This is a genomic window from Lysinibacillus sp. DFXJR4 (assembly GCF_057196045.1).
The window spans coordinates 99,023-113,127 of the sequence record NZ_JBXUNW010000010.1 but is presented as its reverse complement, the minus strand read 5'-3'; the positions used below and the strand labels follow the sequence as shown (position 1 = coordinate 113,127).

Sequence of the window (14,105 nt, the reverse complement as noted above, 5' to 3'; positions counted from 1 at the left end):
GTTTTTTCAACATTACTTTATACTGTTTACTTTTCAGTGGCAAATAGAGTTGGTAAATAAAAAAATCTTTATCAATACTCCTAGATTTAAGTATGTTTTTACATCCCTAAAAAGATTTGAATGTAGTCCGTATATTTTTCCTACACTAGCAACAGAAAAAGCACCCATTAGAGTGCTTTTTAATTTAATTACCCTTATTTAGATCATCTGGATAAACAATTGTGTTAATTACTTCTCCGTTTGATTCGTCTTTAAAAATAACTGTAACCTTAAATTTCTCAGAATCAACACCACTAAAAAGTTGATAATACATGCCTGTTAATGCTAATCCCATTGAAGCCATTGCATCAAAACTATTTTCAAACTGTTCTTTATTGACAGTTAGCGTAAACTCAGTAAAGGATTTATTATATGAAACATCCTTGATTGAGGCAAAATCCTTACTAGTTTTAATTTCTTCAATCGTTTCTAAAATATCCTTTTCCATCTCTTTCATCATTTCTTTATGAACGGATTTAGACATTTTATAAGTGACCGAACCGTCATCGTTTTTAATGACTTCCTTAATCCTTTCTTTTTTCACTTCAGTAATAACAGAATCGATTTCCTGATCCTCGAAAAGGGAAGCTGGAATTGTAACCTCCACATTTAAAAGTCCTTTATCAACTTTAAATGATTCATCTTTAGTTTCTTCTGCTGCTCTATCAGCATTATCGCTTTTCTTACCACTTTCACTCTCTTTATCTTGGCCACATGCTACTAGTAGAATACTGAATAACAATGTTAGTGGTAATATAAGTATTTTTTTCATTGTTTGAGCCCCCTTCTCCATAAATATACATAGGTTATGGAGGAAGTTCTATTGTTATTTTTAAATTTTTGCACGTATACCAATTTTTTGATAAAAAATACTCTCTAATAATGTAATAGGTTGCATTTTCTGAAGAGAAATATTAAACACATTCACAAAGATCCAAAAAGTAAAACCTCTGCATGTAATTTTTACTTCAGCTTCAAATCTTTGAATTCAAGCTATTTAGTAACCAAATAATCTTTCTTGAAAGTGTTTATAAATTACTTCGTCTTTGCTGAATGGTAATGTACAAACCGATTAGACGATCAGTGGTCATTGCACCATTCTGTAAATCCTTCAAATGTAATTCCTGAACAATGCCATCTTTAACTGCCTGTGCAATAAAATTTTCTGTTTCAGTTTTCATAGTCGGAGAACCTGGATTCCATGTTTGCGTCAATTTTATTTCCTCCTTTGGTTTGTTTTCAACAATTACTTCAACTTTCGTTTTACAGCTATTTGGCACAATGACTTGGTTTTCCAATTTATAGCCTGCTGGTATCTTCCAATTTGCTCTAGTCTCAAAATGTGGTCGATCTATTCTACCAACCCAGTCACCCCCCCATGTGATGCCTAGCTTTCTAGCAATAGCACCTACTTGAGTGAGTGTCGTTACATCATATAAGGAATGAGGAGGACCAACAGCAATATCCCAAGCTACCCGTGACTTATGATTGCTAGCTAAAGTCCATGTAACAATTTGTCCTGGCCTTGTACGTCCTTGTGCATAAAGAAAATTTTGTCGTTCTTGTGAGCGATAAGTCTCTGTAATAAAGATATTTTTAATTCCAGCTTTAAAACACTCCTGAAATAATAATCGGCAAGCGGTTTGTGCAGCAGGTAATAACTCAGCTAGGTCTCTACAAGTGGTCGTTACGCTTGAACTCATTTACTATGTCCTCCTTTTTGGTTTGAAATATTCTTTTAATTTCTTAATAGAAACAAATCCCTGTCAATTATATCTTTTGTCCCTTCACACTTAAACATCTTACAGGAATTTTATGTTAAAATTATATCATAATGCCAAATAAAAAAGCACCCTCTTTAGAGAATACAACTTCGGAACAAAAACTTTTTCTTTATTATCCGAGCTATAGTATTTAACAATTTGTCACTTCTAGATTTAGAAGTGATTTTTTGTTTATCTTATTATGAATAAGCCAATACTAAACAATATTAGGTTTATTACTATGAACAATGATTACCCCCATCTATCCCCCTGTGTTCATAGTAATGAACCATGATCCGATTCGACACATACCATTGGGAGGATACATATGAATAAACATCCTTTAACCCTTTTCATAATTATAGTTAGTACATTCTTATTATCAGGTTGCTGGGATGTTAATGAACCTCAAAGGATGTATTATATTAATGCCGTTGGTGTTGATTTTAAGGATAATCTGTATGAAGTGTATGTTCAATTTATTAATTTTGATGATGTGGCGAAATCAGAACAGCCAAATCCTGAAATTGTACCAGCAGAGATAGGCTATGCAAAAGGAAGGACAGTGGATGAGGCTATATACAAATTATATAATTCAAGTGATCAAAAGATTTTTTGGGGACATATGAGATACATGATCTTCTCAGAAAGTGCTTTAGAGGATGAGCGAGGTATTCCAGCGATTGATACATTTATTCGTTATAGAGATACACGGTACCAAATTTGGGTCTATTGTACAAAAGATCCAATAAATGAAATATTGCTCACAACGCCACTATTAGAAGGTTCGCATGCTGTTTCAAAATTAAGTAATCCTATAAATCCGACTAGAGAAGAAACATTTATATTACCAAGAAACCTGAGAGACCTAGTTATTGGATTAGATGAACCAAGCCATGAAATTAATCTCCCCTATGTAACAATGAAAAAAGATTGGGCAACAACAAAGGAAGCCACAAAAGAAACCTTCTTTTCAGGCATTGGTATATTATCAAAAGATGGCTTTAAAGGACGTATAGAGAATGTTTCAGCAAGAGGATTTCAGTGGACTCACGATGAGACAAAACAAGGAGAACTTACTATTAAATTAGATAATCATGAGGATTATTTAACTGTAAGTATTGAAAAGCTAAAAATTATAGTGGAACCCATCATAAAAAATGAAAAGCAGGTTTCATTTGAATTTCATATAAATATTAACGTTACAATCAATGGATTTAAAACAAAAGTTACGACAGATGAATTAAGAAAAAAAATAAAAAAAGAAATGAGAAAAGAAATACGAGAAACGTATAGAGAGGGGCTAAAATTAGACGCAGATATATATCGTCTATCAGAAGTACTCTATAGAGATAACGTAAAAATGTGGAAAGGGTTAGAGAAGAATGGAAAGATCCCATTAACAGAAGATTCAATTAGTAAGATCAATATCCATATCAATAAAATAAACCCAGGAAGAAAAACATTTGCTGAAACAATAAAAGAATAAATACAATATAACCATAAAAAAGGACCAGGTTCAAAATGTAATAATTGAACGCTGGTCTTTAATAGTTGTTTTGACTTCATGAATCGATTCAATTGAGGCACTTTAGATATTTCATAGTATGTACTCCTTTTTATTTATTTATAGTCTATTTTTAAAACAAGTGCTCATTCTATGAATACTATTCATATTTTCTTACCTTTGGGTTATTTCTAGCCTATCAATAGTTATACCGAAATTTCAATTGTGGATTTCCGAAAGTAAACCTTTCGGACACCGATTATTTTTCTTTCGGTTTATGTTGAACACTACATGTTTTCACTATGTTTTAATATCTAGGTTTCCTCAAAAAAATGACTAGGCTCAAAATTGAATGCCTAGTCATTTTTTCATTGATTCATGACATCTTTAGATTATCATATAACTCTATACAAAATCTGAACAATCAAAAGGCAATTTAAGCTCAAAAATTATTCACAGTAACTAAAGAGAAATGACAATTAATCACACGAAGAACCTCCGTCTGATGAGTCACTGTAATTTGAAGTGTTGTCTGAACAATGATTATTGTCGTTGTCTTGTAAAGAAACTACTGAACCCGTTGAAATAAAATCTGTTGTACCAGTGCCTGAATGTCCAGAGCGGCTTTTTGCATTTATATTATGTTTTGACTTCTTTATGTTGAGTAAAAATCCCACTAAAAGAATCATGACCACACTTACTATAATTAAATCCATTCTTTCCTCTCCCCGCGAATTTTTTTTGAAACACTATATGCATTCACCTCATCATCCTTTATTGGTGAGAAATGGATTTCTTTTAACCCATATTAAGCTAATTATACCATTTATAATTCATTCTCAATAAATAGATTATTTTTTTGTGTAAAATTGCTACTTACAATTGGTTATTATTTTGTCAAAACTTAAATACAAAACTTCTTTATTGTAAAGTAGGGAAATCAATGAATAAACGTTCTACATTTAGTCTTTCATTAGTGGTAATGTCCACACTTCTCCTATCTGGTTGCAGGGATATTACTGAGCCACAAAGATGCTATTGGCGTCGATTTTAAAGATGATCGAAATGAAGTCTATATGCAAATTCTTAATTTAGATGCTATAGCAAAATCGGAACAGCCAAATCCAGATGTTGCACCCTCGGAGGTTGGATTTGTAAAAGGAAAAACGCTATATATAAATTGGATCGTGCTTCTAATCAGCAAATACTCTGGGGCATATGAGATACCTAATTTTTTCGGAAAATGCTTTAAAAAATGAAAGAAGTATTCCTGTTATGGATACCTTTATCCGTTTTAGAGAAACCCGGTATCAGATTTGGGTCTATTGTACAAAGGACCCTATCAAAGATATTCTTCTGATAACACCGATTTTAAAGGGAACTTTTACTTCCTCATCCATAACCGAAATCTCCATAGCTTGAAATCCTACCGACACTTTAGCTTTCCCAACTATTTAGTAGAACTCTTCAACCATCTTAATAAGCTTAGAAAGCGTTTTCCAATTACGGACAGTTGCTGAAATACCCAAAATATCTAATTTACTGCCAATTTTTGAATTTCGAATACTGTCATAAAATAAAAGATAGACATCTCTTCCCTGGATCACAGCAAGTTCCTTTGTATTTGTAAAAGATAAATACTTCTCACTATCGGCCATTGCAGGTGAGGCTGGCAGGAAAGCGACATGTAGACACTCCCCCTTACATGAATTGCTTGCTTCGATAATTTTTTGCTCTGAAAAAGGGCATTGCCGCACGATTTGTCGTAATTCTTCAGCCGTTCGAATGACAACTGTAGTGAATATTCCAAAATCCTCATTAATTTTATCTTGAATTTTCTTTTGTAAATCTTCCTCACATTCATTTGATTCAAAAATGATATTTCCACTTTGAATATATGTCCTTATATTCTGTAACGCAAGTTGATTAAGAGAGTTTTTTAATTGTGCCATTATGATTTTATTATGGCCCCCTACATTAATTCCTTTAAGTAATGCAATATATATCGTCATATCATTCTCCCTTTCTCTTAGGAACATATCAATTGATAATCAAGTATAGCTTTAGCCAAAAAGATACCTGCATTTTCACTAAATCTACGTCAGAATGCTCTTCATCTACAATTGCATTAACTACTTCATACTTACATCTGATTAATGGATATCTCCCCTACTCTAAATACACACAAGAAAAAACACAGGTGAAATCATTGTTGATTTTACCTACCTTTTGATTATTTTATCATTTAAAGAAATGCGGTGATATCCCAAAGATTTTTTATGGTGAATGGTAAAAGACCAGATGCACAATAATCTGTGATCACCTGGCCTTTTTATGCGTGTTCGTTTGTTAAACCTTGACAATAATAGAGTAACATATCATCCTAAACAAATTCTGAACAAATAAAATTATCGTTAAATGATACTAAGATTAATTATTTTGATGATGTAAAACAAAGTGAAGCATGATGACATTCACACATATCTTCATTTCTACATTTGTATCAATTATTTGTTTCTTCATGAAATCTATAAGTTCTTTTTCTTTCACATTGATAATTTTTGATAAAGTTTCGGTAGTTAACTTATAATCTGATAACAAATCATTCAAAATTAAGGTTGCTCTTTCTCTCGCATCAAAACCTTCAAATCCAAAATTTAGCATAGTCAATTTGTTCTCAATATTTTCTTGTTGTTTATTCGTAATATTACCCTTACGATTTAATAAATCTTCCAACTCATTTATAGATAAATCTAATATTTTAGAAAGTTGTTGATGATTGAAGTTAAATTTTTCAGCTAGTTTTTGAATGTCTTCTATAAGATAATCGAATGGTAATGAGTTTGAAACAAAAGATACTTCTACACTATCTCTGAAATCCCCCAAAAATGAACACCTCCGTATCCTAATTAAATATTTGTTCGCTTACTGTACCAATATACACTAAAATCTCATTAAATATATAATTCATACAGTATTTAAAAAGCACATAGCATAGAACTTAGTTTACATGGATTTTAAAAAACTTACCTTTTCTGACTTCATAATAGAATCAAGGAAATTAAATGTGCTTTCAGGAAGTCATAAATCCAGGAAATAACCTTTTCTTAATTAGGTAGAGGGTTAATAAATGGAGAAATTTATTGACGATTGAACTCGTGATATATTTAAATTTATAATTTTTTTATTAGCGGGTGCCTTAATTGCAGGAGTTCTCCTTATTTTAATTGCTAAATTTTTCGAGTTGTTTCATTAAAATAGATTGTAATAAAATCCTCCACAACTATCGTGGAAGGCCAAAAACCTTAAGCACTTATGGGACTTTGAATTGTCAATTAACTGAACACATAAAATGCAGTTGCTGTTGATTCACTTACCTATAAGAATCATGGGTAGGATGAAATAAGTCTTCTTGCGCTTTTCTTACAACTGAAAAATGATCCACATTGTAATGGCCGTGGAGCGTATTATTATGATGTTTAATAATTTGTTCTGCGCTTAAAACATCATTATCTGTTGTTGAATGTCCATCCCCAACTAAGGTAACGTCCATTCCATTAACAGTTGCGGTTCTTACTGCACTATCGATACAATGTTGCGTGGAGCAGCCCATCACAACAATATGTTCTGTTTCTAGAGATTGTAGGTATTCTAGAAGTTTTGTACCATAGAAGCAATTGGTAGCCATTTTATCAAAGAGTTTTGCATAGCTAGGAACATTTATGCCATTATGGATTTCGAATCCTTCGCCAGTGCCTCCTGCTACGTCAAGATCCCTGATAAATACTATAGGAATATTTGCTTTTGATGCTTTGTCAATGACAAGATTAATATTATGGATTAGCTGATCCTTCTGAAAAACAGCCTTTTCTTCATGATTCCCATCTAATAGGGCTTGTTGGACATCAATAATTACTAATACTTGATTCAATCGATTTTCCCCTTTCAAATTGAGGAAAACGCTTTAGTTATCAGTTAAACGTCTTCCCCTTTTATATTCACTAGCATTATTTTTAATTACCATAATATCTCCCCCTAATTTAGATTCTCTAGCAAGGAGATTTTATCATAATATTCTAAAAAAGGGAACTTGCTATATCAATTATGCCTCAGCATAATTGCGTCCGGAATCGATTTTGTGCTTAGGCCTGCGTGATGCAGGTCAGTTAGCTATTATCGCATGGATGCGATGATTTTAGGCTAACATCCTTTATTAACCCTTTTCGATTTCGTGACATTCACCTGAGGCTTTGGGCCAACAGATGTTTTTATGCGAAAGCGTAGTGCTAATGCAGCGGCAGCAACATGATGTTTTTTGTGCGAAAGCGTAGTGCTAACGCAGCGGCAGCAACATGATGTTTTTTGTGCGAAAGCGTAGTGCTGACGTAGCGGCAGCAACATGATGTTGGTCACTCAGTCGTGTGTTGTTGTTGTTGTTGTTGCTGTCACTTCGCTTTCGCACAGATAAAACCATGTTGCTGTCACTTCGCTTTCGCACAGATAAAACCGTGTTGCTGTCGCTTCGCTTTCGCACAGATATATTGCCACAGGACGTGGCGTTCTTAGACTGAGTTCCTCTATTTCAGCGGGTGTTTGAACACTCTATGAAAAGTAGCTTAAATTCGCATTCATCTCACATCTATAAAGGTGGGAGACTTCTCCTGAAAGAAGTTAAAAGGTATTAAATTCTTGACAAAAAAATTTTTTTATGCAATAATTTACTTTTATAGATTAAATTTATATAATAAGATTCTCCTGGCCAGGGGAATCTTATTTTTTTATAGGAGTGTTTTTACTTGAAGAAAAGTGAATCCAGTTTAACTTCATTAATCGCTGCATTTAGCAGAGCCTATCATAGTCAAAATGATGCCCCAAAAATTTTTGATGACTATTTTGCAAAAGATTTAATCACAAAGCATGAGTTTAATAATATCCAAGAAAATATGGTACAAGGCATACAATTCTTTAACAAAAATATAGCAGAAAAATTAAAGGGAGATTCAGAAGAGCTCCTAAAATGGATAGTCCAAGTACAACTCTCCCCTACTCCATTAGCTCGTGCCGCATATTGCGAAAAAGTTCTATTAAATGAAATTAGATTAGGTGTACAGCAATATGTAATTCTCGGTGCAGGTTTAGATACATTTAGCCTAAGACATCCAGAATTAGATAGCACTTTGGAAATATTTGAAATAGATCATCCTGCAACCCAGGAATTCAAAAAAAATCGATTAGATTCCGCTAATTTCAAGCTACCTAATAACCTTCATTTTGTACCAATGGATTTTACAAAGGAATTTTCCTATCTGTGTCTAATGGAGAGTGGCTTTAACAACCAAAAAACTTTCGTTAGCCTCTTAGGTGTCTCGTATTATTTAACAAAAGAGGAAATCTCAAACTTGCTCAATTATTTGTTTGCAAATTTGCCATCAGGAAGCTCAATCGTAATGGATTATGCAGATGAAAACTTATTTAAAGAAAAAGGAATCTCTGATCGAGTGAGCAATATGGTAAAAATGGCGGCTGCGAGTGGTGAACCTATGAAATCATGCTTTACTTATAGTGAAATGGAATTGCTCTTAGAAAAGTCAAATCTACTTATTTATGAGCATGTAACACCTAAAGCTATTCAAAATCTTTATTTCAACAAACGCGAGGATTATCTAACTGCCTTTGAAACGATACATTATATCCATGCAGTGAAAAAATAACGTTATTTCAAATTGCAGAAAAGCATATTGGTTTTGAAAAATATTTTGTTAGAAGGTTTAAAGTAATTTCAAGTTAATTTTATTTTATTTCTCAGGCAATTAACTATACAAAAATAGCGTTCTTCTCATATTACTAGTAATGTAAGCTGGTTTAGTCTTACACCTCCGAGCTTTGTTACTATGGGTCACTTATTATTATAAGTGACCCACTTTATTGAAATCTTCTCGAAAGTTAAATTCTTATTCCCCAAAATCCTATAACTACCTTCGATTTTATTACTATCATAATCATGCCTCCAAAATACAAGCCATTTTCTACATCTGGATATTGATTATTTCTACATAATTTTGCTTATCCTTATAAAGATATGAATTCATTATTGCGGTTTAAACTGGAGGTGCCTAACATAAAGTACTCACTATCCCTACTTCTATTCGTTTTTCTCATTCTTTTGTTAGGTGGTTGTTGGAGTAAACGAGAGTTAAATGAATTAGCAATTGTAGCTGCCGTAGGTGTTGATCGAGTGAATGAGCAATATGAAATCTCCGTACAGATTGTAAATCCTGGACAAATAGCATCAAAAAAGGCTACAAGTCAGTCTCCCGTCATCACGTATCATGCTACTGGAAAATCTTTATTTGAGGCTATAAGAAAGCTGACCACTTTAACACCAAGAAAGCCCTACTATTCACATGCGCAAATTATCATTATTGGAGAAGAATTGGCTGAGGAGGGCATGAATAATATATTGGATTTATTTCAAAGAGATCCTGAGGGTAGAAGTGAGTTCAATATTTTAATTGCCCGCGATACAACGGCCAAAGAGGTACTAAGTATTTTAACGCCCTTAGAAGATATCCCTGCTAAGAATATACTAAATGCCCTGAAAAGTTCAGAAAAGGCAATAGGGACAACAGACTCTGTTATTTTAGACGATTTAATCAATTCTTTAAGCGGTAAAGGAAACAGTGCCGTTTTATCCACGATTGAATTACATGGAGACAGCGCAATCGGAAATAATCAAACAAATGTTGAACGCATACAAAATCCTGCAATCCTAAAATTTGGTGATTTTGCTTTATTTAAGGACTACAAGCTAGTAGGCTTTTTAACAATGGCGGAAAGCAAAAGTTATAACTATATGAATAATCATATTAAGAGTACATTTGAAATTTTATCCTGCCCTGAAAAAGGTAAGCTCACTACTGAAGTAACAAATTCAGAAGCTAAAATAACAGGAAGGGTACAGCATGGTCATCCTAAAATTAATATAAAGCTTAAGGTAGAGCAAAATGTAGCAGATGTAAATTGTACGATTGATTTAACAAAACCACAAAACATTACGGCCTTAAATAAAGCAACAAGTGAGGCAATTAAGAAAGGATTAGAGCAAACACTCGACACGCTGCAAAAAACGTATAAAGTAGATGCCCTGCAATTTGCTGAAATCCTTTACCGTCAGGACTATAAGGGCTGGAATAAAATCAAAGATAATTGGGCAACGTTATTTCCTGAAATAGATGTCAAAGTACAGGTCACTGTAAATACACAAGGGATTGGTACTAGTTTAAATAAGGACTTACAAAAGTCTCACTAAAGGCATTTTTAAATAGGACTTTTGTAAAATATCCGCTTCGCTATTAATAAAAATTGGCGAAGCGGCAATCAAGAACGAAAGTGTAAAAGCACCCAAGATTGAAAATTATTGATCACTATATTTAAATGTTTTTATAGAAATTAATAATGAGAAGGCAAGATATAGTAATAAAAGCAATATTGACTCTCCCCAAACGGGATAATTATGATAAAATGCACCTTGAATTCCTCTCAAAAACCATTCGAATGGATTTATCCTACTAATAAATTGGACAATACTTGGCGCCTTTTCCATTGTAAGAAACGCATTACTGCACAGTAACATTGGCAACATTATAATATTTGCTGTCATACTTAAATGTCCTTCATTTTTTACAAGACTAGATACAAAAAAGCTTAAAAATACAAAAGCTAATGAAGCAGTTAAAATAACGGGTATCAAATAAAAAAGTGAACTGAAGGTAATTGTAAGTTGATGAACCACTAAAGAAAATAAAAGAATGATATAGGATAGGATAATGGCAATTAATGCCCATGAGCTTGAGACGCTGACAATATATTTCCATAGGGGAAGCGGTGTTGCATGCAATAAATGAAACACCCCTCTTCTTCTTTGTGATAATGCGATAAATGAAGTCGTCATAAATGTGTAAAAGAACACACTTACTGCAATCATCCCCTGTGTATAATTGCCTGCTAGGTTTGGTAAAATAATTTTTAAAGCAATGATAGCAGTACATGGCATAAATATAGACCAAAACAGTAAATACATATCTTTTAGGCTGGACTTAAGATTCAAAAAGAAAATTGTTTTCATTTTTCTCGCTCCTTACTTCGTTAATTCAAAAAAAAGTTCTTCTAAATGATGTGTTTGGTATTTTTCCATTAAATAACTAGGAGAACCATTTGCAATGATGTTCCCCTGATGCATCATTAAAATCCTGTCAGCTACATTCATGACCTCCAACATATCATGAGACGAAAATAACACTGTAACACCTTGGTCTTTTAGCCCTCTAATGATTTGTTGAATCTCCTTTTGCCCTCTAGGGTCTAAACCTGCAGAGGGTTCATCTAAAATGACTAGCTTTGGATTGTGCAGAGTTGTCACGATAATTGCTAGCCTTTTCTGCTGCCCTAATGATAGTTTAATAGCCGACACTTTTTTAACTTGCAATAAATCAAAGGCGGCCAGTTTTTCATAAATTTCATTACTGGAAACTGATATTCCGTAGAATGCGGCAAATAATTTGATATTATCCTCCACTGTGTAACCCTCAAAAAAAGGTGTTGATTGGAGCTGGGTCCCGATTTCCTTTTTAAAATCAGATTTCCAATATTCTATTGTCCCACTATCTTGCGGCACAATACCGAGAAGCATGCTAATTGTAGTTGTTTTTCCGGCACCATTCGAGCCTATGAGTGCAACTATTTCACCTTCTTCAATATCAAAATTTATATGATTGACAACACATCTTGTTTTATAGCATTTTGTTAATTGATTTGCAGAAATTAACTTTGTCATAAATTCTCTCCTTAATTAACATTGTATATTCAACTTTGAATATATGTATAAATTTTAACTCCCTCATGCGAGAGAGTTTTCTTTTTTCATAATATCAATAGCCTGTGTGACAAATTTTAATTGAACATTTACAACTTCTAACATATGATCAAACGCCAGTTGAGTTAAAGCTGGTAGATTCCCTTGCATTGCAAGCCGTTTTGCCTCATATCCCGCTTGAATTGCCTTTTCTTCCTTTTCCAAAATCTTTTTCTGCTTTTCTAAGGCCTCTATCGCTCTTGTTTTAGTAAGCTTAAATGCAAATGATATACCTGAATATAAAGTTGTTGGATACACTACAGAAGAATTTTCAAGTGCCTCAATAATCAATTCTTGCTCATATTCTTTTCCCTTGTCAGTAATTTGGTATATTGCCTTTTGCCTATGACCTGTAGATTCAATACTAGCTACCTCTATATAACCATCTTTTTCAAGCTTTTTTAAAGCATTATAGATAGAGCCAATTAGCACTCCGCCCCAACGCTCTGCATCATTCATTTCCAGCATTGTTTTAATATCATAGCCAGTCATAGGTTTTAGCCCTAGCATTGCAAGTACTAATAATTTTGTCATAATAATCACCTTTTTATACTCAACGTTGAATAAATTGAATATAACGATTTTTTATTTTTATGTCAATAGGCTTTTATTAAAAGATGCTACTGAAAAAGCAAGAGTACAGACACCACCCCCAATTTAGGACTCTTTATTTCATAAAGATCTAAACTACCACCATTAATTTAGAAACCTGCTATGGTTCGGTAAAGCGATTTGTTCAAATTCGGTAGCCAGTCTATGCAAATTTTTTGTAAGCTCTTCGCCCTTCATGGGTAACCCATGTCCTGTCACTGCAACGGAGGGCTTTAATGCCTCTAATTTTTTGATGGATTCCCAAGCAGCTTGCCAATCCGTCGTAAAATAGCGTGGAGGACCACTTATTTCTTTTTTCTGTAATAAAACCTTATAGAGTGATTCCTGCTTTACCGTAACAAAGGCATCCCCAGCAATCAATGCTCGATCGTCCTCACGGAACAAGGAGATATGTCCAGGTGTATGTCCTGGCGTGTGAATCCAGCGGAATCCATGCATAAATGGTACGCTGCCATCCAATGGAAGTTGCTCAACATGCTCTCCTAAATTAATGGCTTCATTTGGAAAAATGGATGATATTTTCGCAATTAGGCCACCATTCACATTAGGATCTGGTTCAGGGTAATTTTCTTTCCCTGTTAGAAAAGGTAATTCTAAAGCATGCGCATAGACTGGCATACCCCAATGATCGATTAAATCAATGATTGCACCAACATGATCAAAATGACCATGAGTTAAAATTAATGCCTTCGGTTGACAATTTGCACCGAATCTCTTTTCTGCAACAGAAATAATCTCTTGAGCACTTTTTGGCATACCCGCATCAATTAGAACAAATTCCTGCTTATAAGGATTTCCATAAAGTATAATATTGACAATTTGAACCGTTTGTTGGTAAATATCGGATAGAACTTCAATACCGTCTCCACTCCAAATTGAAGTTGCTGGTATATATTTAAAATCCCCACCATAATTCATATCCTTCTGCATATTAAACCTACTTTCTTCATAAATTGCATACCCTTATTTTCCCTTCAGACAACAAAAATATTGCAAGTAAAAATTGGATAAAATAAAAAATCTGCAAGACCTTAGCGGCTATTCCCACTAAAAATCGAGCAGATTTCTGAAAAGTTTTTAACTATTAATTATTACTTACGAATAGCTTTAAAAGTAACCTATCCACTTTCGAATATACTGAGCTGAATAAGAATTAAGAAAAAGAGTGGATTGCCAATTTAAAACTTAATAACTGAGTGTTACTCTAAAGGTCAAAATGAATATTTTCGCTATTGAAACTACTATCAAAAAACAACTATAGTTATATTCCATT

At 33.4% G+C, this 14,105-nt stretch carries 14 protein-coding genes; 4 read left to right on the top strand and 10 right to left on the bottom strand.

Going from position 1 to position 14,105, the window contains the following annotated elements; genetic code table 11:
- Nucleotides 1–184 precede the first annotated feature (184 nt).
- A complete protein-coding gene (locus tag AC2CGN_RS18060; protein ID WP_484515357.1) occupies nucleotides 185–811 on the bottom strand; it encodes a hypothetical protein in 627 nt (208 codons plus the stop codon).
- Between the two features lie 256 nt (nucleotides 812–1,067).
- Entirely contained in the window at nucleotides 1,068–1,742 is a 675-nt protein-coding gene (locus tag AC2CGN_RS18055; RefSeq protein WP_484515355.1) for a M15 family metallopeptidase, read from the bottom strand.
- Between the two features lie 388 nt (nucleotides 1,743–2,130).
- Between AC2CGN_RS18055 and AC2CGN_RS18050 the strand changes: the two genes are divergently transcribed.
- Entirely contained in the window at nucleotides 2,131–3,291 is a 1,161-nt protein-coding gene (locus AC2CGN_RS18050; protein ID WP_484515353.1) for a Ger(x)C family spore germination protein, read from the top strand.
- Between the two features lie 497 nt (nucleotides 3,292–3,788).
- Here AC2CGN_RS18050 and AC2CGN_RS18045 read toward each other — a convergent pair whose 3' ends face one another.
- The gene (locus AC2CGN_RS18045) at nucleotides 3,789–4,025 is read right to left on the bottom strand and encodes a hypothetical protein (protein ID WP_429981988.1); all 237 of its coding nucleotides are present in this window, start codon (nucleotides 4,023–4,025) and stop codon (nucleotides 3,789–3,791) included.
- Nucleotides 4,026–4,527: 502 nt separating this feature from the next.
- On the opposite strand from AC2CGN_RS18045, the gene AC2CGN_RS18040 reads away from it, so the two are divergent.
- Nucleotides 4,528–4,731 (top strand): Ger(x)C family spore germination protein, encoded by a 204-nt coding sequence (locus AC2CGN_RS18040; RefSeq protein WP_484515351.1) that lies wholly within the window; start codon nucleotides 4,528–4,530, stop codon nucleotides 4,729–4,731.
- Between the two features lie 32 nt (nucleotides 4,732–4,763).
- Here the strand turns inward: AC2CGN_RS18040 and AC2CGN_RS18035 are convergent, their stop codons facing one another.
- The 3 genes from AC2CGN_RS18035 to AC2CGN_RS18025 all read right to left on the bottom strand — a co-directional run bounded on the left by AC2CGN_RS18035 (nucleotide 4,764) and on the right by AC2CGN_RS18025 (nucleotide 7,240).
- The gene (locus AC2CGN_RS18035; protein ID WP_484515349.1) at nucleotides 4,764–5,321 is read right to left on the bottom strand and encodes a DUF1697 domain-containing protein; all 558 of its coding nucleotides are present in this window, start codon (nucleotides 5,319–5,321) and stop codon (nucleotides 4,764–4,766) included.
- A 418-nt stretch (nucleotides 5,322–5,739) separates the two neighbouring features.
- A complete protein-coding gene (locus AC2CGN_RS18030) occupies nucleotides 5,740–6,195 on the bottom strand; it encodes an HTH domain-containing protein (RefSeq protein WP_484515348.1) in 456 nt (151 codons plus the stop codon).
- 487 nt (nucleotides 6,196–6,682) lie between these two features.
- Entirely contained in the window at nucleotides 6,683–7,240 is a 558-nt protein-coding gene (locus AC2CGN_RS18025; protein WP_429981991.1) for a cysteine hydrolase family protein, read from the bottom strand.
- Nucleotides 7,241–8,105: 865 nt separating this feature from the next.
- Here AC2CGN_RS18025 and AC2CGN_RS18020 point away from each other — a divergent pair.
- A complete protein-coding gene (locus tag AC2CGN_RS18020; protein WP_484515346.1) occupies nucleotides 8,106–9,020 on the top strand; it encodes a class I SAM-dependent methyltransferase in 915 nt (304 codons plus the stop codon).
- A 398-nt stretch (nucleotides 9,021–9,418) separates the two neighbouring features.
- Entirely contained in the window at nucleotides 9,419–10,618 is a 1,200-nt protein-coding gene (locus AC2CGN_RS18015; RefSeq protein WP_429981993.1) for a Ger(x)C family spore germination protein, read from the top strand.
- 105 nt (nucleotides 10,619–10,723) lie between these two features.
- On the opposite strand, the gene AC2CGN_RS18010 is transcribed toward AC2CGN_RS18015, so the two are convergent.
- From AC2CGN_RS18010 to AC2CGN_RS17995, 4 genes are all read right to left on the bottom strand, one after another.
- Entirely contained in the window at nucleotides 10,724–11,434 is a 711-nt protein-coding gene (locus tag AC2CGN_RS18010) for an ABC transporter permease (protein WP_484515343.1), read from the bottom strand.
- Between the two features lie 12 nt (nucleotides 11,435–11,446).
- Nucleotides 11,447–12,142 (bottom strand): ABC transporter ATP-binding protein, encoded by a 696-nt coding sequence (locus AC2CGN_RS18005; protein ID WP_484515341.1) that lies wholly within the window; start codon nucleotides 12,140–12,142, stop codon nucleotides 11,447–11,449.
- 63 nt (nucleotides 12,143–12,205) lie between these two features.
- Complete coding sequence (locus tag AC2CGN_RS18000; RefSeq protein ID WP_484515339.1) at nucleotides 12,206–12,754, bottom strand: PadR family transcriptional regulator; 549 nt, start codon at nucleotides 12,752–12,754, stop codon at nucleotides 12,206–12,208.
- Nucleotides 12,755–12,916: 162 nt separating this feature from the next.
- Nucleotides 12,917–13,762 (bottom strand): MBL fold metallo-hydrolase, encoded by an 846-nt coding sequence (locus tag AC2CGN_RS17995; protein ID WP_286924151.1) that lies wholly within the window; start codon nucleotides 13,760–13,762, stop codon nucleotides 12,917–12,919.
- Nucleotides 13,763–14,105: the final 343 nt, after the last annotated feature.